Genomic DNA, 19,703 nt, shown 5'->3' with positions numbered 1-19,703 from the left:
CGTGGTCGCCGCGGTGGGCTTCGGCGGCGGTGCCGACGGGGGCCGCGCCCAGGCCGGCGGCGCGCCACCCGCCACCGCCACGGTCACCCGGCAGACCCTCGCCGACTCGGAGACCGCGGACGGTGAGCTGGGGTACGGCACGACGCGTACCGCCACGGCGAAGCTCAGCGGCACCGTCACCGCGCTGGCGGCCACCGGGTCGACGGTACGGCGGGGCAAGGCGCTCTACCTGGTCGACAACGAGGAGGTGGTGCTGCTCTACGGCGGGCTGCCCGCGTACCGGACCCTCGCCCCCGGGGTGGAGGGGCCCGACGTCGCGCAGTTCGAGCGGAACCTCGAAGCGCTGGGCTACACCGGCTTCACTGTCGACGACGAGTACACCGGCGCCACCGCTGACGCCGTCCGGGACTGGCAGGAGGACCTGGGCCTGACCGAGACCGGTCGGGTCGAGCCGGGGCGGGTCGTGTACGCCGACCGGGAGGTCCGGGTGGAGAGCCACCAGGCCGACGTCGGCGGTCTCACCCAGCCCGGCCAGGCGGTGCTGACATACACCGGCACCAGCCGGGTCGTCACCGTCGAGTTGGACGTGGACGACCAGCGGTTGGCCAAGCGCGACGCGAAGGTCAGCGTGCGACTGCCGGACGGCCGGGCGGTGGCGGGCACGATCAGCACGGTCGAGACGGTCGTCCAGGCCGGCGCGGCCGGCGCCAACGGGCAGGCCGGCGACGCCGAGACGAAGATCGAGGTGACGGTCGCGGTGACCGACCCGAAGGCCCTCACCGGCTTCGACCAGGCCAGCGCGGACGTCACGTTCACCGTCTCGGAGCGCCGCGACGTGCTCACCGTGCCGGTGGCGGCGCTGTTGGCGTTGGCCGAGGGCGGCTACGGCGTCCAGGTCGCCGAGGGCGACGCGAGCCGGGTCATCGCGGTGACCACCGGGTTGTTCGCCGACGGCCGGGTGGAGGTCAGCGGTACGGGCCTCACCGAGGGCACGACGGTGGTGGTGCCGACGTGAGCGGCGAGGTGATCGTGCTCGACCGGGTCAGCAAGCGGTACGCCGGCGGTGTCGTCGCGTTGGACGACGTGTCGCTGCGGATCGGCCACGGCGAGTTGGTGGCGATCGTCGGCCCGTCCGGGTCGGGCAAGTCGACCATGTTGCACCTGATCGGCACCCTGGACCGGCCGTCGTCGGGCAGCGTGCTCATCGACGGGTACGACGCGGCGAAGCTGACCGACCGGGAGCTGTCCGCGTTGCGAGCCACCCGGATCGGCTTCGTCTTCCAGCAGTTCCACCTGGCTCCCGGTGTCCCGGTCGTGGACAACGTGGCCGACGGGTTGCTCTACTCCGGCGTACCCCGCAGGAGGCGGCGCGAGCGGGCGGAGGCCGCGTTGGTCCGGGTTGGCCTGGGCCACCGGTTGGGGCACCGGCCGCACGAGCTGTCCGGCGGGGAACGGCAGCGGGTGGCCGTGGCCCGCGCGGTGGTCGGCGAGCCGGCGGTGCTGCTCGCCGACGAGCCGACCGGCAACCTCGACTCCCACTCGGGTGCCGGGGTGTTGGAGTTGCTGCACGATCTGCACCGGGCCGGCACCACCGTCGTGGTGATCACCCACGATCGGGAGATCGCGGAAAGCCTGCCCCGGCAGGTGCGGATGCGCGACGGCGCGGTGCGGCACGACTCGGCCCTCGCGTCGGGCGGGGTCGGCTGATGGCGACGCTGACCCCGGCCCGCCTGGGGCCGGCGGACGTCCTGCGCGTCGGTGGGGTGGGGTTGCGGACTCGTCCGCTGCGGGCGTTCCTCTCCGCGTTGGGCATCGCGATCGGCATCGCCGCGATGGTCGCGGTGGTCGGCATCTCCTCGTCGTCCCGGGCCGAGCTGGACCGGGCGCTCGACGCGCTCGGCACCAACCTGCTCACCGTCGAGCCGGGCAGCACCCTGTTCGGCGCGGACGCGCAGCTGCCCGAGGAGTCGATCGCGATGATCGGGCGGATCGGCCCGGTGACCGAGGTGTCCGCGACCGGGCAGGTCGCCGACGCCAAGGTGTACCGCTCGGACCGGATTCCGGCGGCGGAGACCGGTGGCATCGCCACCCGGGCGGCTCGGCTGGACCTGCTCGGCACGGTCGGGGCCGAGGTGACCACCGGCACCTGGCTCAACGAGGCGACCGCCCGCTACCCGGCGGTCGTGCTCGGCGCCACCGCGGCGCAGCGGCTCGGGATCACCAGGGCGGACCCGCGGGTGCAGGTGTGGCTGGGTGGGCGGCCGTTCACCGTGGTCGGCACCCTCGCCGCCGCACCGCTCGCCCCGGAACTGGACACCTCGGCGTTGATCGGCTGGCCGGCGGCGACCGAATACCTGGGCTTCGACGGCCACCCGACCACCGTCTACACCCGCGCGCAGGAGTCGCAGGTCGAGGCGGTCCGGTCGGTGCTCGGCGCGACCACCAACCCGGAGGCGCCGAACGAGGTCGAGGTGTCCCGGCCCTCGGACGCGCTGGCCGCCGCCGAGGCGACCGACGACGCGTTCACCGGCCTGCTGCTGGGCCTGGGCGCGGTCGCCCTGCTGGTCGGTGGGGTCGGCGTGGCGAACACCATGGTGATCTCGGTGCTGGAACGCCGGGCCGAGATCGGCCTACGCCGGTCACTGGGTGCCACCCGCGGTCAGGTCCGGACCCAGTTCCTCGCCGAGTCGCTGCTGCTCTCCGCGCTCGGCGGGATCGGTGGGGTGGTGCTGGGCATCCTGGTCACCTCGGGCTACGCGCTGTCGCAGCACTGGCCGACCGTGGTGCCGGCCTGGGCGATGCTCGGCGGGGTGGGCGCGACCCTTGTCATCGGCGGCTTCGCCGGCCTCTACCCGGCCGTGCGCGCCGCCCGCCTCGCGCCGACGGAGGCGCTGGCAGCCGTCTGACTTCCGCGGCCTTTGCGGGTCGGACGGGTCGGGCGGGTCGGACGGGTCGGACGCGAAAGAGCGTGATGACTGTGCGGCATCTTGATGCCCCACAGTCATCACGCTCTCCGCGGTGTTGCTTGCCCGGTCAGACGGCTCAGGCGATGATCGTGTCGAGGGCGATCTCGACCATCTGGCTGAAGGTCTGCTCGCGCTCCTCCGAGGTGGTCTTCTCGCCGGTCTTGATGTGGTCGCTGACGGTCAACACGGTCAGCGCGCGGGCCTTGAACCGGGCGGCGATCGTGTACAGCGCCGCCGACTCCATCTCCACCGCCAGCACGCCGTAGTCGGCGAGGGTGTCGTAGAGGTCCGGCCGGTCGGTGTAGAAGGCGTCCGCCGCTAGGATCGGCCCGACGTGCATGGTGATGCCGCGCCGCTCGGCCACCTCGACCGACGTACGCAGCAGCCCGAAGTCGGCCACCGGGGCGTAGTCGATCAGCCCGTCGAAGCGCATCCGGTTCATGTTCGAGTCGGTGGACGAACCGATCGCCGCCACCACGTCCCGCAGTTGCAGGTCGGTGCTGAGGGCACCACAGGAGCCGACCCGGATCAGCGTCTTCACGCCGTACTCGTTGATCAACTCATGGGCGTAGATGGAGGCCGACGGCATGCCCATGCCGGAGCCCTGGACGGAAACCTCGACGCCGTTCCAGCGGCCGGTGAAGCCCAGCATGCCCCGAACCGTCGAGTAGCAGGTGGCGCCCTCGAGGTAGGTCTCCGCGATCCACTTGGCCCGCAGGGGGTCACCCGGCATCAGGACCCGCTCGGCGATCTCGCCCGGCTTCGCGCCGATGTGCGTACTCATGGCAAAGATCCTGCCAGGCCGGCCCGGGCGATACCGGTTCGGCGTCGGAACCGACGGTCCTGTACCCTCGTCGGCGGTGGCGTGTCCGAGCGGCCTAAGGAGCACGCCTCGAAAGCGTGTGAGGGTTAACGCCCTCCGAGGGTTCAAATCCCTCCGCCACCGCTCTGAGATGCAGAAACGCCCGGTCGATCCGTGAGGATCGACCGGGCGTTTTCGCGTCAGAGCTGCTGCTCGCCGCCGTCGACGAAGATCTCGCCGCCGGTCATGAAGCTGCTCTGGTCGGAGGCGAGGAAGAGCGCCGCGTTGGCGATCTCGTCCGGGTGTGCCATCCGCTGCATGGGCACGCCCGAGGCGATGGCCTGGAGCAACCCGGGGGCCTCCGCGGGGCTGGGTGCAAGCCCGGCGAGTCTCTACGCCGCCTACGGCGGTAAGGAGGAGCTGTTCCGCAAGGCCGTGGCCCGCTACGCCGAAAAGGACATGAGGTACGCGCGGGACGCCTTCGCCCAACCGACCGCGTACGAGGTGGTGGCCACCCTGCTCCGCGAGAACGTGGTCGCCGTGACCCGGCCCGATCGACCACTCGGTTGTCTGTCGATCCAGGGCGGCGTTGCCTGCGCCACCGAAAACGCGCCGGTCGCCGGATTCCTCGCCAGCAGTCGCCTGGCCGGTGAGGGCGCCCTCGCCGACCGGCTCGCCCGCGCCGTCGCCGAAGGCGACCTACCCGCGCAGGCAGATCCGGTCGCGCTCGCCCGCTTCGTCATGGTCGTCACCGAGGGGCAGGCGGTGCACGCCGCCGCCGGAGTCAGCAGGGAGGACCTGCGACAGGCGGCGGAGATCGCGCTCGCCGGTTTCGCCGCCGCGTCCGGGGCGCGCCCGCCCGAGCAGGCCACCCACCCGGTCTGAGCGGTCACCGTTCGAGCAGCGCCGCCACCCCGTCGAGCAGTCGTTGCAGGCCGAATTCGAAGAGGCTCTCGACGTTGAGGTCGACCGCTGTCCGACTGAGTCGGGCCAGATGCGGAAACTCGCCCGCCGCGAGCAACCCACCGAACACGTCGGCCTGGGCCTGCATCCACTCGTCGTCGGTCAGGCCGGTGTCCTGTTCCGCCTCGGCCTCCCGTTCCAGGTTGATGGCGGTGCCCCGGACATGGTTGGCCAGTGCCGCCACCAGGTGAAGCTGGGTGTGCTGGTCCAGGCCGTGTCGCGCGAGGGCGCGCAGCGCCCACTCGGTGTGCGCGACGGCGTGCGGTGCCATCAGGGGGCGGGTCAGCGAGATGACCTGGGCCAGCCAGGGATGCCGCCGGTAGATCGACCACTGAAGTCGGCTGAGCAACTCCAGTTGGGATCGCCATCCGGGCGGGAACGTGCGCGGCAGCCGATGCGCGGCGAAGGCCGCGTCCGCCATCAGCACGAGAAGCTGCTCCTTGCCCCGAACCTGCCGGTACAGCGACATGGTGGGGACGTCCAGCTCCGTCGCGATGCGCCGCATGCTCAGCGCCGGTAACCCCTCGGCGTCGGCCATCGTCATGGCGGTCCGCACCACCTGGTCGCGGGTCAGCCCCTGGGCCGGCAGCCGCCGACCGCCGGCCGGTGCGCCCCGACTCGGCGCGGTCGGCTCTGCGCCGGTCACCACCATGCCCACACCCGGCACCGCCCGCACCAGGCTCTCCTGCCGCAGCGCGGTGAGGGCGCGGCTGGCGGTCGCCATGGCGACGCCCCACTCCCGGACGATCTGCCGCGTGGACGGGACCCGGTCGCCGGGGCCCAGCTCGCCGGCCAGAATGCGCCGTCGCAACTCCCCGACGATGCGCAGATAAGGGGGAGTGCTCTCGTCGATCTCTGCCACGATCGCCTCCCGTCAGGCTTCCCGGCGACCGTAGCGCACTAGAGCACCGGCAGGTGCCCCGTCGATGGTCGCGCCCGTCCTGCCCCGGCGTACTAGAGCTCCCTGGCCGGGTGGTTGCCAGCTCGACATGCTCAGTGCAGCCCGGTGCGTACGCCGTACCGGCGTCGACGAAATGGGGAGAGCATGGGAAAAGTTTCGTACCCCCGATGGGCCGTCACGTTGGGCGCTCTCGTCCTCGTGGGCCCGGTGATGGCCGTCGGTCCGGCCGCGGCCGACGACGACCGCCGGAGCGCGGCCGTGGTCCGGACCGACCAGGGCGCGGTCCGCGGGACCGTTGCGGCGGACCACCGCTCGTTCCAGGGCATTCCGTACGCGAGCCCGCCGCTGGGCGCGCTGCGCTGGGCGCCGCCACAGCCCGGTCCGACGTGGACCGGGGTACGCGACGCGACCCGACCCGGTGCCGACTGCGCGCAACTGCGAGGGCTGCCGATGGACGCACCCTCAGAGGCTGAGGACTGCCTCTACCTGAATGTCACCACCCCGCGCTCCTCCGCACGAACGCCTCGACCGGTGATGGTCTGGTTGCACGGCGGGGACTTCCGGTTCGGCAGCGGCGACGGGTACGGGGGGCAGCGGCTGGCGGCCGGTGGTGACGTCATCGTCGTCACGGTGAACTACCGGCTCGGCGCGCTCGGCTTCCTGGCGCATCCGGCGCTGGCCGGTCGGAACGGAAGCACCGGCAACTTCGGCCTGCAGGATCAGCAGGCAGCGCTGCGCTGGGTACGACGCAACGCCGCGGCCTTCGGCGGCGACCCGGGCAACGTCACCCTGTTCGGCCAGTCCGCCGGGGCGACAAGCGTCTGCGCGCAGCTCGCCGCGCCCGCCACCGCCGGTCTGTTCCACCGCGCGATCATGCAGAGCAATTCGTGCGCCAACCCCGTCCAGACCCGGGCCGAGGCGACCGGGGCGGCTGAGGAGTTCGCTCGGAGGATCGGCTGCACCGACCCGGCTGTGGTCGCCGCCTGCCTGCGCGGACAGACCCCCGCCCGGCTGGTCGAGACGGTCGGCTATCCCGGCGCGGGTGTCGACCTCGGCCCGGTCATCGACGGCCATACGCTGCCGGTGGACCCCGCCGAAGCGCTGACCAACGGGCGGTTGCATCGGGTGCCGGTGTTGACCGGGATGAACCGGGACGAGTCCCGGCTCGTGGTGTGGGGGATGGAACGGGTCGGGCTCAACTGCCCGGCGCCCTCGCCGGAGCCTTGCCCGCTCACCGATGCGCAGTACCGCGACCAGGTACGCGGCATGTTCGGTGACCACGCGGAGGAGGTGCTGGCCCGCTATCCGCGTGACCCCGCACAGCCCGCCAGCGCGACGTTGGGTGCCGTGCTGACCGATCACGACTACGCCGAGCCGGTCTACTCCGCCGCGCTGGCATTCGCGCGGCGGGTGCCGACCTTCGGGTACGAGTTCGCCGACGAGGATGCGCCGTTCTTCACTGAGGGACCCGAACCGACGTTCGCCACCGGCGCGTACCACTGCGCCGAGCTGCCGTACCTGTTCACGGTCGACTACGCCGAGGCGCTCACGCCGACCCAGCGGCGCCTCTCCGACGAGATGATCCGCGCCTGGAGCGACTTCGCCCGGACGGGTCGGGCGAGTTGGCCTCGACTGCGCCCGGACGCTCCGTACGTGCGGGTGTTCGCCGGTGGCGGCGGTTCGGGCTCGACGGACTTCGCGGCGGTCCACGCGTACGACTTCTGGCGGTCGCTCCGCTGAACGACGACTGACCTGTCGATCGGCTCGATCCACCGTGGATCGAGCCGACTCGACAGGTCAGTCCGCGCCGGTCAGCACGGGCCCGCACCCTCGTCGAAGAGGCGGCGGGCCCAGTCCGCGTACCCGGCGATGGTTTTTCGGACCGTGCGCCCGTCGTGCAGGAACAGGTACGCGCGGTCGCCGCTGCGGGCGAGTAACCCGTCGAGGCGGTGCGTCCCCTGTGGAGCGCGGAGCCGACTGACCTCCGGATAGCGGTCCCAGACCTGGTCAACGGGCGAGCCGGCCGTTATGCCCTCCGGTGTCCGCATCGGGTCGCCGACCCAGAGCAGCACGAGTTTGTCCTCCACGAAGACCGGGCTGACCGTGTCATGGCCGGCGAGCACCGGCCCGCAGGCATCCAGGCTGGTACGCAGGATGCCGCGCCGGGTCAGCTCGTCCTCGGTGGCACCGAACTCGATGTTCCGCAGGCCGTTCAAGTCGATGATCTCCACGCTGCCGGCGGGCCGGCCCTCCGGGATCGGCCCGGTTGGCGGTACGCCGCTGCCAGCGATCGAGGCAGCCGTCATCAGCGTGGCGATAAACGCAAATTGTCGCAATTTCATGGAATCCCCCAGTCCCCAACGGAACGGGAGCGTTCAGGTTGCTGCCGGTGGCCGGATTACTGGTTTTCCCACTGTTCGACCAGCTCATCCCAGTAGTCGGCGCTGAGTCGACGCCGCCCGTGCGCCAGCCAGCCGTCGGTGTTCCGCTCCAGGTGCAACCCCAGTTCGGCGAACGGGTCGATCCACGTGCCGGGTTCGACGCCCAGTCGGGTCAGCGCCCCGTTGATCGGCCACTGCTCGCGCGGCGCGTCCAACTCGTCGTCGAAGGCCGGACCCCAGGACAGCGCCCCGCCCAACCACACCGCCGCCGACTGGTAGCCGGCGCCGCCGCCGAACTCCGCCTCCAGGTAGGCCACCGGCCCCGACTGCGACCAGCGGGTCAGCACCTCGACCAGTGCCGTCGACAACACCAGGCCGAACGGGCGCGCGGCGCTCCGGTCGTCCGTCGCGAAATCCGGCAGGGACCCGGTCAGCTCGACCACTAACTGTGGGGTGACCGGCAGCAACGCGAAGTCCTGTCGCAGCTCGCCGAGGACCGCGTGATCCAGCTCGGCGGTCTGCTCGCGGAGCAGCTCAGCGTCCGCGACCACCACGCTGAGCTGGTAAGCCATCAATCCCCTCCGCCGTCCACAGCCTGTGGATAGAACATGTGTACGACGGTTTCCGGCCCGTCGGCTCCCGGACGGTACCCGCCGTCCGCGCCCGCCCCTCCAGCCCACTACCCGTTCGTCTCATTTCGACAACCTAATCGCCCGCCTATGGTGTCGAGGCACCTATCGAAACGGGGTCTCTATGCAGCGAAGCACAGCTTTTCTCGTCCTTCCCACTGTCTTAGCCAGCCTGGTAATCAGTGCTCCGGCGAAGGCTGCGGAAAGCGTACGGACGATCACCCGGGACGGCGTCGCTCTTCAACACCACAAGGTGTCCTGGATGAAGACGCCGACCCGGTTTCGGGGCACAGGTGTGGGCCGCTCCGACTTCGACGGCGACGGAGTCGATGACATCGCGGTAACCAGTTACCCGTTCGAATACAACTTGCCATTGGACCCGACCGGCGTGGTCAGCGTGCGTTACTCGTCGGCCCCGAAGGTCGACTACCTCATGGGTGTCATGTCGGGCGGCGGCGGCTCCTACGCGTTCGGGATGGCCCTCGTGGCGGGGGACTTCAACGGCGACCGTTTCGACGACCTGGCAATTGGCAACCCCGACGAGCCGGATCCCAAGAACCAGACCCACGCCGGCGGGGTCTGGGTCATTCCGGGCAGCGGCACCGGCCTGGTGGTCGACTCGGCGATCCACTTCAACCAGGATTCGCCGGGTGTTCCGGACAGCCCGGAGGGCTTCGACCAGTTCGGCGGTGCCCTCGCGGCCGGCGACATCAACGGGGATGGCCGCGAGGACCTCGCCGTCGGTGCCTGGGGAGAGGCGATCGGAAGCAAGGCGATGGCCGGCGCGGTAACCGTCCTCTTCGGTGGGTCGGCCGGCCTCACGGCCACCGGCGCGCAGCACCTTCATCAGGACCTGGCCGCGGTGCCTGGCGCGGCTGAGGCCAATGACCAGTTCGGCTACACGCTGGCCATCGGGAAGGTCGACAACAACAAGTACCACGACCTTGTCATCGGCGCTCCTCGGGAGAACGACGGCGTGAGCTGGGACGGCACCGGCATGGTCACCCTGATGTGGGGCTCGCCGAGTGGGGTGTCGTTGACCAGTGCCACCTCGGTCACCGGTGCGGCCATCGAACCCAACGATGGGACCGGCACCGTCGCCTGGTACCTGGGTGACGCGGTCGCGGTTGGCGACGTGAACGGCGATGGGCTGGGCGAGGTGGTCGTCGGGGCCTCCGGCGCCCAGACCCCGGACATCAACGGCGGCCTCATCGCGGCCTTCCCCGGCCGTGCCGCCGGCCTGTCCAGCAGTGGGGTGCAGGTCATCACGCAGCGTACGGCCGGCGTGCCGGGCGACCCGGCGAGTGACGAGCGCTTCGGTGGTGTGCTGGCGGTCGGCGACGTGACTGGCGACGGCCGGGCGGACGTGCTTGTCGGTGCCCCCGGTGACCAGATCGGCACGCGGGCCGGGGCCGGCAGCGTCACCCTGCTCAAGGGGTCCGCCGGCGGGCTGACCGGGTCCGGTGCGCAGGCGTTCGACCAGAACCACTCGGCCGTTCCGGACGCGTCCGAGACTGGCGACAGGTTCGGCTCCTCCATCGCCCTGCTGAACCTCGACCGCACCGGCGGGCTCGACGCTCTCGTGGCGTCGCCTGGGGAAGAGGTGAGTGGTGACCTCGGCGGGTATCCGTCCGGGGTCGTCAACCCGTTCTACGGTGCGGCCGGCGGGCTCGTACCGCAGAACAAGACATGGAGTGGTCTGTCCGAGCGCCCCGAAGTCGCCTCGCTGCTGAACTACGGTCTCCGGATCGCCGGGCCGCAGAGCGGCGGCCCGCTGTTCTGAGCTCAGCGCAGCAACGCCCGGCAGGTCAGTTGTGGACCTGCCGGGCGTTCGCGCGAGTACCGGCCGTGAGCGTGCCGCCCCGCCGGCGGCCGGCCGGCCTGTCGGCGTCGCTCGGCTGGCCTGTCGCGCCGCCTCGGCCGGCCTGTCGGCGCCGCTCGGCTGGCCTGTCGGCGTCGCTTCGGCCGGTCTGTCGGCGATGGTGGACCGGCCTGTCGGCGACGTTCGGACCCGCCAGGCAGACGGTCGCGCCGGCCTCTACCGGTACGACGGCGCCCGCCCACCAAGCCTTCCGGCATCAAGCCTCGAGATCTTGGACAGATTCCGTTCGGCGCGAACGGAAACTGTCCAAGATCTCGACGGAGTTGTGGGGGTGGGCCGAATCCGGGCTGTCAGGGCCGGGTATCGGTCGGAGCTGCGACGGTCGTAGGGGCCGTTCAGGCCCGCCGGGCGAGCTGGCTGACGAACGCGCGCCAGGCTGCGGGCGCGAAGGCGAGCGCCGGGCCGGTCGGGTCCTTTGAATCCCGTACGCCGATGACGCCGGGCAGGTTGTCGGCGACCTCGACACAGTTGCCGCCGTTGCCGCTGCTGCGGCTGCTCTTGCGCCACCGGGCGCCGTTCAGCTCCATGACTCCGCCACTTCCTGAATAAGGTCGACCGACTGCCGGTGGGACAACGCCTCCCCGCGCACGTTCTCCCATGCCGCCATCATGGCGGCGATGTCGTCGGGGTCGCTAGCGACTTGTCCCTGAAGTTGGTTGTCGAGGTAGCCGGCGACCCGGTGGTCGTGGCTGTGCGCGATCACGAACGGCCCGTTGAGGCCGGCGTAGGCGCCGACCGTGCTGGGCACGACATGCACCCGGATGTGCGGCTCGGCGCACGCCGCCGCGACAGCCAGCAGTTGCTCGCGCATCGTCGACCGGCCGCCCACCGGACGGCGGATGACCGCCTCGTCGACGACCGCAGTGAACTGCGGCGGATCGTCCCGTTTGAGCACGCCCTGCCGGCCGAGTCGGACCGTGAGATGCCGCTCGATCTCACCCCGGGGGATCAGGCCCGCGCCGGTCAGCACCGCGCGGGCGTACGCCTCGGTCTGGAGCAACCCCGGCAGAACTGTCGACTCGTACGACCGAAGCGACACGGCCTCACGCTCGATCTCCTGCCACGGACGGAACCAGATGGGGTCACGACGTCTTGAAGTGTCCGGCCAGATGTCCGACACGTCCTTGTGGAGTGCCTCCGCCGCCGCCAGTCGGTGCCGCGGATGCGGGATGCGGTCTTCGGTCAACCAGCGCCCCACGGTCTTCGGGTCGACGCCGACGGTCTCGGCGAGGGATTCGGTGGTGTGCCCGGTGTCGCTGAGCGCCACCCGAAGCGCATCGTTCACGGCTCCTCCATCGGATGTCCTAAATATCTGAGGACCATATCGCTACGCGGTGTATCTGTCTCGTAACTCACCCAAGGCTGGTCCACAGAAGACGGCGTGGCCGGTGGAGGCGCAGGAGCCCGGCGGTCGGCGTCAGTCCGGGGGTCGCCCCGACGGGGAGGGCGGGGTGACCCCCGTCCACCGCGAAGGAGATCCGCCCATGCCCCGCCGTCGCTACCGGAACCACCTGCCGACCCGGCCCACCTGGCGCTGCGCCGCGTGCGGCATCGCCTGGCCCTGCTCGGCGGCGAAGCTACGGCTGCTCGGCGAATATCGGCACGACCGGATCGCGTTGACCGTCTACCTGGCGACGCTGCAAACAGAGGCCAGCGAACACCTCACCGACGTCGACCCGGCCCGACTGACCGACCGCTTCCTCTCCTGGGCCCGCGCCCGCGCCTGACCGAACGCTTCCTCTCCTGGGCCCGCGCCGCGCCTGACCGCAGGCTTTCTCGCCTGGGCCCACGCCCGACCGAGCGTCAGGCGCCCACGCCCGACCGAGCGTCAGGCGCCCGCGCCCGACCGAGCGTCAGGCGCCCGCGCCCGACCGAGCGTCAGGGGCGCCAGATCGCCACGTCGATGTCGCGGCGTCGTTCGGCGAAGCGGCCGTTCCGTGCCGCCGTGGTCAGGAGCTGGCGCAGGTCCGCCTCGAAGTCCGGGAGTCGGTCGGCGAACAGGTGTGGCGCCGCACTGGAGAGCGAGAACACCGCCGAGGTGACCTCGTTCACGGTGCGTTCCACCACCATCCCCTGTTCGACAGTGATCCGGGTGGGGCCGGTGAAGCCCGCCGCGCGCATGATCTCTCCCTCGCCGGAGGGGGTGCCCGTCGGCAGCAACCCCTGCCCGGCCCGGCGGGCCGGTCCCAGGTAGCTCGCCACCAGCTCGTCGATCTGCTGCCAGGGCGGTCGGGGGTACGGCAGCGGGTCGTCCCCGGTCACGCCCTGGTGCGTATTGGCACCGACGTGGACCCAGGCCCCGTCGGGCGTGAGCATGTCGCGGACGCGACCAACCACGAGCGGCCGGTCCATCCAGTGGAACGACTGGGCGAACGTGACCACCCGGAACGTACCCAGGTCGGCCGGCAGGGCCTCGGCGCGCAGGTGCCGCCACTCGACGTTTGTGGCCCCGGCCTCGTCGGCTCGGCGCTGGGCCTCGACGAGCATGTCCCGGTCCGCGTCGAGGCCCACCGCCGACTCGAACAGGGGCGCGAGCAGCAGCGTCACCGATCCGGGTCCACAGCCGACGTCGAGGAGCCGGCCGGTGCCGTCGAGGTCGAGGGCGGTGCCGATCGCTTCGGCGAGGCCGGTCGGGTAGGGCATCCGGCCGACGCGGTAGTGGCGGGCGCTGCCCGCGTACAAGGTCTCGTCCCACTCCCACGCCGCGTCGGTCACGACGTCGATGAGACCACAGAGCCGAGCGTACGGGCGGTTACCGCCTCCCGGGTGGACACTCGTGCAGGCGCTCTCATGTTAATCTCCCCCAGCTAAGCATGATCACCTTGAGCGACCGAGGGGACACATGACGGCCGAGGTTCCACACGCGGGGGGACTGCTGGACCCGGGCGGCGCCATGGATCGGCTCGCGGAGTGGAAGGGTCGCCTGGACCAGTTGGCGACCGCCACCGACGCGATGAGCGAGCGCATCCAGGAACTGCGGGTGACGGTCGCCGACGGCAACGGGCTGGTGGAGGTCACTGTCGACTCCGTGGGCGCGCTTGTCGAGCTGAAGATGGGTCAGCGAGTGCAACGCGTCGCCCCCGATGTCGTCGCCCGAACGATCATGACCACGATCGCTGCGGCCAAACGGCAACTGGCCGACCGCGCTCAGGAGATCATCGGCGACACGCTGGGCACCGATTCGCCCGCGGCGCGGGCGATCGCCGAACGCGTCGGGCAGCAACTGCGCGATGCCGAGCCCCCGCTGGGTGGCCCGGACGAGCAGCACAGTCGGTGGTGAGTCGGTGAGCGGCGGGTTCGAGGTCGACGCCGAACAGATCCGCCAGCACGCCCGCAACATCGAGGCGCTGCGGGCCCGCTTCGGCGCGGTCAAGACCGCCAGCGCGCACATCACGCAGGACGACGCCGCGTACGGGCTGTTGTGTGGGTGGATCTCCGGGATCCTGGAGGGCCGGCACACTCGGCAGGACGAGCTGATCGCCTACGCCGAGGAGAACCTGTCCCTGGTGGTGAAGGGGTTGGGCACGACCGCCGACAACTACGCCAACGCCGACGTGGACTCCGACACCACGATCCGCAAGGTCGGCAGCCAACTGGACACGGCGTCATGACCGACGCGTCGCTGATCGCCGACGTCCAGTCGACCCGCAAGCCCTGGACCGGCGCGGCCGCCGCGGACAGCTTCCAGGGCCTGGTCGACGCCATCCACAGCGAGGGTTGGGTCGACGACCTCCTGGCCGGTGCGGCGTTCGGCGTCGAGGCCGTCGCGACGGTGCTGGACCCCTTCAGCGCCCTGCTCGCCAACGGGCTGGGCTGGGCGATGGAGTACTTCGAGCCGCTGCGCGAGATCCTCGACCAACTCACCGGCATGCCCGACGTGGTGACCTCGCACGCGGCGACCTGGAACAACATGGCCGCCGAACTGGAGAGCATGGCCAACGACCTGAAGACCCACCTCGGGGTGGACCTGCCCGGCTGGCAGGGGCAGGCCGCCACGGCGTACCAGGGGTTGATGGCGCACAACGTCACCGGCATCGACGCGCTCAGCGGCATCTCCGCCGCGATGGCCGCCGCGACCCAGGCCGCCGGGAACCTGGTGGCGTTCACCCGTGATGTCGTCCGCGACCTCATCGCCGACCTGGTGGCCCGCGTGATCGTGTGGGCGATCGAGGCGATCTTCGTCGTCACCATCCCGGCGATCGCCGCGTCGATCGTGGCGGCCGTGGTCAAGTGGGCCGGACGCATCCTCACCTACGTCGCTGCATTGATCTCCAGCCTCACCAACCTGTCCAAGCTGCTGAACGGCTAGGGCGTAGACGATGGCGAAACCCAAGCCCCCCGGCGGAAACGGTGACAGCGGAACGCCGTCGCGTCCGGGTGACGGCGACAGCGACGTACCGGGACAGCGGCACCGCAACTCCAGCGAGGTGCCCGAGAGCGTCACCGGCGGGCAGGACATCGCCGACGCGGAGTTCAAGCTCGGTCGGCCCGGCGGCGACTCCGGCGACCCGCCGGGCCGCCCGTCCGGCGGCGACGACGGATACCAGACCCCCAAGCCCGGCACCCCCGAGTACGACCGGCGACTGGAGGAACTCGCCGCCGACCCGGCCCACAACGGCAACATCAGCCCGAAGTCCCGGATCGAGGCCGAGGTCGGGCTCGCGGCCGAGGCGGACGGGAAGATCCCCGGGCCGATCCGCCGGGCCGAACTCGACAACTCCGATCCCGCATTCCAGAAGGACCAGGGTGAGTTCCTCGATTCCAACGGGGAGAACTGGGACGTCAAGTCGCCAAATGATTTGTTCCCCGCCGGGCGGCGGGCAGGTGAGCCGATGCCCGAGGGTATGAAGGGCCGCTACGATGGCGAGGAGTTCGAGCAGAAACTCGCCGACGAGGTCGCTGGTGGGCAGAACGTCATTCTCAACACCCGGAGCCTGTCGCCGAGTGCGTTGGCCGATCTCAGGGCGCGGGTCGCTGATCGACCGGAGTGGGACGGCAAGGTGGTGTTCGACAAATGAGTAAGTACAAGCGTGCCAGCGGCGACGTGCTCCGCTGGCCAGACAGCCCCGACGCGCGGGAAGCGCTGGAGGAGTGGTTCGCCGACGCTTCGGCCACGGCGTACCTGTCCGGGGATTTTCTTGATTTTCGCGGCGCGGACCTGAGCCGTCTCGACCTGACCGGCGCTTATCTCGCCAATTCCCATCTGGTCGGTGTCCGATTCGAGGAGGCCAACCTCGGCGACGCCAACCTGACCAACGCCGAGTTGCAGGGCGCGGATTTCTCCTTCGCCGACCTGGCCAAGGCGGAAATGGTCGGTTGCTCGGCCGGTAAGGCGTTGTTCCGCTCGGCTCGGTTGTTCGCGGTGCAGCTCGACGACGCCGTTCTGGAAGGGGCGGATCTCCGCCACGCCATTCTCAATTCCGCCAAGCTCTACAAGACCGATCTGCGCGACGCCAATCTTGAGCTGGCCAGCCTGCGCTGGTGCACGCTCGGCGGCACGAGCATGCCGACGGTGCTGACCGGCGCGAGGATGTTCGGCTGCCAGTTCGAGGGCGCGAAGGGTGCCGTCGTCGGCCCCGTCCTCGTCGACGAGGAAGCGACCCGGTCCCTCGGCGGCGCCGAGCTGGAGGCGTGGTTCTCGGCGCAGGGCGCGGAGCACGTCCAGGTGGTGGGCTGACGCCACCGCACAAACGATCCAGGGCCGGACCCCGTTGGGGCCGGCCCTGTCGTTCGTGCTGCTCAGGCGAGCGGAGGATACGAGATTCGAACTCGTGAGGGTGTAAACCCAACACGCTTTCCAAGTCTGCCGGTACGTGTCCGCGGATGGCTGTACCCGTACCGAGCGGTGGCGTTGGCACGGAGCGGGTCGTAGCCGGATGACCTTGAACGTGGCCGAACGAGACGACAACTGAGACGGCCTGCGGCTCTCACATGCTTTGGAGGTCTGCGATGCCGGATGCAACAGTGTCCAGAGCTGTCCGGTGGGGGGTCCAACTACCTCCCCCGGCGACCGAGGCAGCGCGAATCACTATCGACGACACCGCGCCGGTCGGAGCCTTGCGGCCTGAGGGCGAAGCAAGCAAGGTTGCTACTTGTCAGTGTTACTTGCCGCCGGGGCTGGATTCGCCTCGACGTCGCCAGCCGTGGCGCGGGAGGACCAAATGGTCACGAAGTGGTGGGAACTTGCTATCCCAGCAGCGGCGACGTTAGGTGGTGTCGCAGCAACGGTGGCTGGAACGCTGCTGACCAGCGCGAGTCATCGCCGCCACGAGCGACGTTCTCGATTCCTCTCAGAACGGCGAGATGCCTACACGAAATTCCGGTCTACGGCGCACGCAGTGAGACGCAAATATGAACGTATGGCGTCCCTCAAGAGGGAGACGGAAGAGGCGCGCGTCCAGATTGATGAGGCCGAGCAGGAAATCAGGAAGCTGACTCTTAAAGTAGACGAGCTAGTTGAAGCGAAAGCGGCGGTGGAACACGCCGTCGAACAGGCGAAGGAACTGCTTGAGAGTGGAGACTTGGAGCAAGCCTCCCGATTGCTCAAGGGGGTCGATGTTGACATTGAGGGTTATAGCACTCCTACAGAAATCCTCGAAGAGAAAATAAAACTACTCGGAGAATTGCAGCAGAAGCTGGCGCGAAACAGCGAAGAGCTAGTTGTAAGCGCCGAGGAGATCGAGAAGTGGAACGAGGAATTCGAGGCGGCGGATGCCGTTGTCGCCTACCTTGGCAGTAAAGGTGTTCGTACCGCCGCCGAAGCATTGCTATTAGGTATTGTGAATGAGGTTTCCAAGGAAAAGCTTCAACAGCTTGATGAAGAATTCGTGCAAGCGGTTCGCCGCGATCTCTCCGTGTGAGTGTCAAACCTGGTATCACCGGCCGTGAGTAACCTCTTCGCTTTTCTGACTCCCCTTCCAAGCCTGTCGCTGTACCTTCACAGAGAACTGTAGCCGGTACGGAATAGTGGCGATATCACCAGACGGGACATAGCCGGATGGCCCGCGAAAGTGACACTTGCGCGTCCTGTAACGAGTCCCGGCGATTATGCCTCCACCCTCCGCTCAATCCATTTAGGCCATCGTTGCATGGGAATCCCGAATGGCCCTGGGACCGGCATTTGCCCTGGCGGCTCGGACGTCGCGAGCAGGTAGTTCATCAGCTCTCGGTGCCGGAACTGATAATTGATTCCCGAAACCCGTAGAACCCCCGCATTGGTGGCCCAGCGAAGATAAAGGGAAAGTCGGCGGGGCAGACCGACGGTCGGGCCCAAAAGAGTGGCCACGAAGTAGCGACCAGAAGAGAAGCCAAGGGTCAAAGACAAAAAGTACCCTAGCCCGAAGCAAATCCCGGCCTTGGAGCCCATTGTTTCGGCAATATAGGTCCCCATGAAGAGGCCCATGCCAAGGCCAAACATGGAGGACGCGGCAAAATCTCGACGGAGAGGCTCGTGGGGGTTCATTGCGTCCTCCGTTGCCTCGATCCGATTGCCGATCACCGGAACCAGCAAGATGAATAGACCTAGAGCCGCACCTACCCCTAGGGCATCATGTGAGGTAATGGTGGAGAACCAATATCCAACCCCAGCACACGGAATTGCCAAAAGGGTCGCGCGCAGCAGGCCTGCACTCGAAAGCAACCGCGCGAAGTTGATCCCCCTCGGGCTTGTTAATTGAAACGGGGTTGCCAGCGCCATCGCCATTAGCATCAGGAAGTTTGATAAAGGCATTGCCCAAGAGGTCCAGCCGGCGTTGGCGTTCGGGACGTAATCCGTGAGCGGAAGGCTGTCTAAGGGCAGGGCAAAGGGGAGTATTACTGCCATTGCGGCGGCTCTTAACTGCCAAGCGGGAACCCTTCCTCCGAATCGCCGCCACCAATCATGCAAAACAATATCGCTTGCTTGTTCGTCACCCTTTCCTGAATGGAGGAAGTGGGCGATTCTAGATAGCATGTGCCGAGCGCGGGCCACTTCGTGATCGTCTTTGCATCCACCAAGGCGAAATCGAGTGGACAAAAACGTTTCGTAAAGTTCGGAGTTGAGGCGACTTTCGAATTCCGCTTGACCTTCGGGGGACGTGGGCAGCAGTCGTGCAGGATCGTTACCGCTGTGAACATACCCGACCATCATTGCGAGCCGCCACGGAGTAGAGGTCTCTGAATAGAACATCCCTCGCGCTTTGCGTGGACCCTTAGAAAGTCCCCTCTTTATCTCATCAACGACACCTTGCCCACAATGCTCAGCAATGTATCCATCTATGTCCGTCGAGTGAAAGGGTTTGATCAGAACTGCTTGGGTGTTGCGGAACCTGCCGCGCAGCCTTGAGTAGTACTGCGAACCGGATCTGGTGATCACGATTAAGGGAGCGCGAGAGTTCACTGCGATGTAGTCATTGAGCTGCTGGACGGCCCGTTCTGCTCGATCTGGCGACTCGAGTTCGTTGTCCATTTCGTCAAGTCCGTCGAGAAGGGGAAGGATTCGCCCGTCCTGTATCAGCTGCCGCGAAATCGACGGGCTCAGACGAAAGCGCATAGACAACTCGTCAGCCAGCCAGTTCTCAAAGCGTTTGCTGCTCGCCCATGTTGTCAGGTTGAAGATAACAGGGACTCGAAGGGATTTTTCTGCATTCTGTGAGTCGACGACATCCGCGATAAGTTGCAGCAATAGAGTAATGCCGGCCACCGTTTTGCCGGCTCCGGGTGCCCCCAATATCAGCATGCGGCCAGAAGGTGTCCGCTTATAGTAAGCAGCGATCGTATCAATGTTTCCTGCTGTGCGCGCATTAGGTGCCGATTTTCCCGTACGCGCATCGGCGGCGCAGAATTTCAGTTTCGCCGACCTGGACTCAAGAGCATCAGTTCCGAGCAGTTGTGCGAGTTGTCTACCATGTGAGATTTGCTGAGCCTTCGCCAACAGAATTACTTGGCGGTTCAGCTCAACATCATGATCTTGCTTTTTGCCTAGCACCATCATTAGGAGGCCGACTGCACCGATTGAACCGGCCCAAATATTCGCCCAGCCAACTTGTTTATTGAAAGCCTCGACGTCATTGCGAGCGGTCCACCCCAAGGCGGGTAGCAGTACCGCTAAGGCCGCCAGTCCACTGACAAAGAGGAAACGACCAGTCGAACGCAGCGTGATTCTCTTGGTCATCATTTAGGAGCCTCCAAGAGGCAGGGCC

The 19,703-nt window shown here is 68.3% G+C and carries 22 protein-coding genes and 1 tRNA gene; 14 read left to right on the top strand and 9 right to left on the bottom strand.

Annotated elements, in window-relative coordinates:
* Position 1: 1 nt before the first annotated feature.
* Genes PSH25_RS29695 through PSH25_RS29685 form a run of 3 tightly spaced genes read left to right on the top strand, consistent with a single transcriptional unit; the run spans position 2 to position 2,906 of the window.
* Positions 2 to 1,015: a peptidoglycan-binding protein gene (locus PSH25_RS29695; RefSeq protein WP_238662155.1), complete on the top strand. Its 1,014-nt coding sequence runs from the start codon at positions 2 to 4 to the stop codon at positions 1,013 to 1,015.
* A gap of 8 nt (positions 1,016 to 1,023) precedes the next feature.
* Complete coding sequence (locus PSH25_RS29690) at positions 1,024 to 1,707, top strand: ABC transporter ATP-binding protein (RefSeq protein WP_238662156.1); 684 nt, start codon at positions 1,024 to 1,026, stop codon at positions 1,705 to 1,707.
* Positions 1,707 to 2,906 (top strand): ABC transporter permease, encoded by a 1,200-nt coding sequence (locus PSH25_RS29685; RefSeq protein ID WP_238662154.1) that lies wholly within the window; start codon positions 1,707 to 1,709, stop codon positions 2,904 to 2,906. The genes PSH25_RS29690 and PSH25_RS29685 overlap by 1 nt, the downstream gene beginning before the upstream one ends.
* Positions 2,907 to 3,042: 136 nt before the next feature.
* Here the strand turns inward: PSH25_RS29685 and deoD are convergent, their stop codons facing one another.
* Positions 3,043 to 3,750, bottom strand: a complete 708-nt coding sequence (gene deoD / locus PSH25_RS29680) for a purine-nucleoside phosphorylase (RefSeq protein WP_074315244.1) — start codon at positions 3,748 to 3,750, stop codon at positions 3,043 to 3,045.
* 75 nt (positions 3,751 to 3,825) lie between these two features.
* Here deoD and PSH25_RS29675 point away from each other — a divergent pair.
* Positions 3,826 to 3,912 (top strand) — tRNA-Ser (locus tag PSH25_RS29675).
* A gap of 56 nt (positions 3,913 to 3,968) precedes the next feature.
* On the opposite strand, the gene PSH25_RS29670 is transcribed toward PSH25_RS29675, so the two are convergent.
* Positions 3,969 to 4,079: an SDR family oxidoreductase gene (locus PSH25_RS29670; protein ID WP_238662153.1), complete on the bottom strand. Its 111-nt coding sequence runs from the start codon at positions 4,077 to 4,079 to the stop codon at positions 3,969 to 3,971.
* Positions 4,080 to 4,086: 7 nt separating this feature from the next.
* On the opposite strand from PSH25_RS29670, the gene PSH25_RS29665 reads away from it, so the two are divergent.
* Positions 4,087 to 4,653, top strand: a complete 567-nt coding sequence (locus tag PSH25_RS29665; RefSeq protein WP_238662152.1) for a TetR/AcrR family transcriptional regulator — start codon at positions 4,087 to 4,089, stop codon at positions 4,651 to 4,653.
* 4 nt (positions 4,654 to 4,657) lie between these two features.
* Here the strand turns inward: PSH25_RS29665 and PSH25_RS29660 are convergent, their stop codons facing one another.
* A complete protein-coding gene (locus PSH25_RS29660; RefSeq protein WP_238662151.1) occupies positions 4,658 to 5,593 on the bottom strand; it encodes a TetR/AcrR family transcriptional regulator C-terminal domain-containing protein in 936 nt (311 codons plus the stop codon).
* Between the two features lie 183 nt (positions 5,594 to 5,776).
* Between PSH25_RS29660 and PSH25_RS29655 the strand changes: the two genes are divergently transcribed.
* Positions 5,777 to 7,372 (top strand): carboxylesterase/lipase family protein, encoded by a 1,596-nt coding sequence (locus tag PSH25_RS29655; RefSeq protein WP_238662150.1) that lies wholly within the window; start codon positions 5,777 to 5,779, stop codon positions 7,370 to 7,372.
* A gap of 71 nt (positions 7,373 to 7,443) precedes the next feature.
* Here the strand turns inward: PSH25_RS29655 and PSH25_RS29650 are convergent, their stop codons facing one another.
* Positions 7,444 to 7,938: a hypothetical protein gene (locus tag PSH25_RS29650; protein WP_238662149.1), complete on the bottom strand. Its 495-nt coding sequence runs from the start codon at positions 7,936 to 7,938 to the stop codon at positions 7,444 to 7,446.
* Positions 7,939 to 8,030: 92 nt separating this feature from the next.
* Positions 8,031 to 8,585: a hypothetical protein gene (locus tag PSH25_RS29645; protein WP_238662148.1), complete on the bottom strand. Its 555-nt coding sequence runs from the start codon at positions 8,583 to 8,585 to the stop codon at positions 8,031 to 8,033.
* 319 nt (positions 8,586 to 8,904) lie between these two features.
* Here PSH25_RS29645 and PSH25_RS29640 point away from each other — a divergent pair, with 319 nt between their 5' ends.
* The gene (locus PSH25_RS29640) at positions 8,905 to 10,425 is read left to right on the top strand and encodes an FG-GAP-like repeat-containing protein (protein ID WP_238662147.1); all 1,521 of its coding nucleotides are present in this window, start codon (positions 8,905 to 8,907) and stop codon (positions 10,423 to 10,425) included.
* Between the two features lie 434 nt (positions 10,426 to 10,859).
* Here PSH25_RS29640 and PSH25_RS29635 read toward each other — a convergent pair whose 3' ends face one another.
* Both PSH25_RS29635 and PSH25_RS29630 read right to left on the bottom strand, forming a co-directional pair.
* Positions 10,860 to 11,051: a DUF397 domain-containing protein gene (locus tag PSH25_RS29635; RefSeq protein ID WP_238662146.1), complete on the bottom strand. Its 192-nt coding sequence runs from the start codon at positions 11,049 to 11,051 to the stop codon at positions 10,860 to 10,862.
* Positions 11,042 to 11,809: a helix-turn-helix domain-containing protein gene (locus PSH25_RS29630; RefSeq protein WP_238662145.1), complete on the bottom strand. Its 768-nt coding sequence runs from the start codon at positions 11,807 to 11,809 to the stop codon at positions 11,042 to 11,044. The genes PSH25_RS29635 and PSH25_RS29630 overlap by 10 nt, the downstream gene beginning before the upstream one ends.
* 199 nt (positions 11,810 to 12,008) lie before the next feature.
* Here PSH25_RS29630 and PSH25_RS29625 point away from each other — a divergent pair, with 199 nt between their 5' ends.
* Positions 12,009 to 12,251 carry a flavin reductase gene (locus tag PSH25_RS29625; protein ID WP_238662144.1) on the top strand — a complete coding sequence of 81 codons (243 nt, stop codon included), beginning with the start codon at positions 12,009 to 12,011 and terminating at the stop codon, positions 12,249 to 12,251.
* 151 nt (positions 12,252 to 12,402) lie between these two features.
* On the opposite strand, the gene PSH25_RS29620 is transcribed toward PSH25_RS29625, so the two are convergent.
* Positions 12,403 to 13,239 carry a class I SAM-dependent methyltransferase gene (locus tag PSH25_RS29620; RefSeq protein WP_238662143.1) on the bottom strand — a complete coding sequence of 279 codons (837 nt, stop codon included), beginning with the start codon at positions 13,237 to 13,239 and terminating at the stop codon, positions 12,403 to 12,405.
* Positions 13,240 to 13,366: 127 nt separating this feature from the next.
* Here PSH25_RS29620 and PSH25_RS29615 point away from each other — a divergent pair, with 127 nt between their 5' ends.
* The 6 genes from PSH25_RS29615 to PSH25_RS29590 all read left to right on the top strand — a co-directional run bounded on the left by PSH25_RS29615 (position 13,367) and on the right by PSH25_RS29590 (position 17,384).
* On the top strand, positions 13,367 to 13,804 hold the full coding sequence (locus PSH25_RS29615) for a YbaB/EbfC family nucleoid-associated protein (RefSeq protein WP_238662142.1): 438 nt from the start codon (positions 13,367 to 13,369) through the stop codon (positions 13,802 to 13,804).
* A 4-nt stretch (positions 13,805 to 13,808) separates the two neighbouring features.
* Positions 13,809 to 14,135, top strand: a complete 327-nt coding sequence (locus tag PSH25_RS29610) for a hypothetical protein (RefSeq protein ID WP_238662141.1) — start codon at positions 13,809 to 13,811, stop codon at positions 14,133 to 14,135.
* On the top strand, positions 14,132 to 14,833 hold the full coding sequence (locus PSH25_RS29605; RefSeq protein WP_238662140.1) for a WXG100 family type VII secretion target: 702 nt from the start codon (positions 14,132 to 14,134) through the stop codon (positions 14,831 to 14,833). Before PSH25_RS29610 ends, PSH25_RS29605 begins: the two co-directional genes overlap by 4 nt.
* A gap of 10 nt (positions 14,834 to 14,843) precedes the next feature.
* On the top strand, positions 14,844 to 15,542 hold the full coding sequence (locus PSH25_RS29600) for a hypothetical protein (protein WP_238662139.1): 699 nt from the start codon (positions 14,844 to 14,846) through the stop codon (positions 15,540 to 15,542).
* Positions 15,539 to 16,201 (top strand): pentapeptide repeat-containing protein, encoded by a 663-nt coding sequence (locus PSH25_RS29595; RefSeq protein WP_238662138.1) that lies wholly within the window; start codon positions 15,539 to 15,541, stop codon positions 16,199 to 16,201. Before PSH25_RS29600 ends, PSH25_RS29595 begins: the two co-directional genes overlap by 4 nt.
* A 484-nt stretch (positions 16,202 to 16,685) precedes the next feature.
* A complete protein-coding gene (locus PSH25_RS29590; protein ID WP_238662137.1) occupies positions 16,686 to 17,384 on the top strand; it encodes a hypothetical protein in 699 nt (232 codons plus the stop codon).
* A 185-nt stretch (positions 17,385 to 17,569) separates the two neighbouring features.
* Here PSH25_RS29590 and PSH25_RS29585 read toward each other — a convergent pair whose 3' ends face one another.
* A complete protein-coding gene (locus tag PSH25_RS29585) occupies positions 17,570 to 19,678 on the bottom strand; it encodes an NACHT domain-containing protein (protein WP_238662136.1) in 2,109 nt (702 codons plus the stop codon).
* Positions 19,679 to 19,703 lie beyond the last annotated feature (25 nt).

Source organism: Micromonospora foliorum (assembly GCF_022229015.1).
In the GTDB taxonomy this organism is placed as follows: domain Bacteria; phylum Actinomycetota; class Actinomycetes; order Mycobacteriales; family Micromonosporaceae; genus Micromonospora; species Micromonospora foliorum.
This window is presented reverse-complemented; position numbering and strand designations above follow the sequence as displayed.

Bases quoted from the DNA above. Each gene is read 5' to 3' on its own strand.
- PSH25_RS29685 (WP_238662154.1), top strand. From the start codon at position 1,707: ATGGCGACGCTGACCCCGGCCCGCCTGGGGCCGGCGGACGTCCTGCGC.
- deoD (WP_074315244.1), bottom strand. From the start codon at position 3,750: ATGAGTACGCACATCGGCGCGAAGCCGGGCGAGATCGCCGAGCGGGTC.
- PSH25_RS29670 (WP_238662153.1), bottom strand. From the start codon at position 4,079: ATGGCACACCCGGACGAGATCGCCAACGCGGCGCTCTTCCTCGCCTCC.
- PSH25_RS29665 (WP_238662152.1), top strand. From the start codon at position 4,087: ATGGGCACGCCCGAGGCGATGGCCTGGAGCAACCCGGGGGCCTCCGCG.
- PSH25_RS29655 (WP_238662150.1), top strand. From the start codon at position 5,777: ATGGGAAAAGTTTCGTACCCCCGATGGGCCGTCACGTTGGGCGCTCTC.
- PSH25_RS29650 (WP_238662149.1), bottom strand. From the start codon at position 7,938: ATGACGGCTGCCTCGATCGCTGGCAGCGGCGTACCGCCAACCGGGCCG.
- PSH25_RS29645 (WP_238662148.1), bottom strand. From the start codon at position 8,585: ATGGCTTACCAGCTCAGCGTGGTGGTCGCGGACGCTGAGCTGCTCCGC.
- PSH25_RS29640 (WP_238662147.1), top strand. From the start codon at position 8,905: ATGAAGACGCCGACCCGGTTTCGGGGCACAGGTGTGGGCCGCTCCGAC.
- PSH25_RS29635 (WP_238662146.1), bottom strand. From the start codon at position 11,051: ATGGAGCTGAACGGCGCCCGGTGGCGCAAGAGCAGCCGCAGCAGCGGC.
- PSH25_RS29625 (WP_238662144.1), top strand. From the start codon at position 12,009: ATGCCCCGCCGTCGCTACCGGAACCACCTGCCGACCCGGCCCACCTGG.
- PSH25_RS29615 (WP_238662142.1), top strand. From the start codon at position 13,367: ATGACGGCCGAGGTTCCACACGCGGGGGGACTGCTGGACCCGGGCGGC.
- PSH25_RS29605 (WP_238662140.1), top strand. From the start codon at position 14,132: ATGACCGACGCGTCGCTGATCGCCGACGTCCAGTCGACCCGCAAGCCC.
- PSH25_RS29600 (WP_238662139.1), top strand. From the start codon at position 14,844: ATGGCGAAACCCAAGCCCCCCGGCGGAAACGGTGACAGCGGAACGCCG.
- PSH25_RS29595 (WP_238662138.1), top strand. From the start codon at position 15,539: ATGAGTAAGTACAAGCGTGCCAGCGGCGACGTGCTCCGCTGGCCAGAC.
- PSH25_RS29590 (WP_238662137.1), top strand. From the start codon at position 16,686: ATGGTCACGAAGTGGTGGGAACTTGCTATCCCAGCAGCGGCGACGTTA.
- PSH25_RS29585 (WP_238662136.1), bottom strand. From the start codon at position 19,678: ATGATGACCAAGAGAATCACGCTGCGTTCGACTGGTCGTTTCCTCTTT.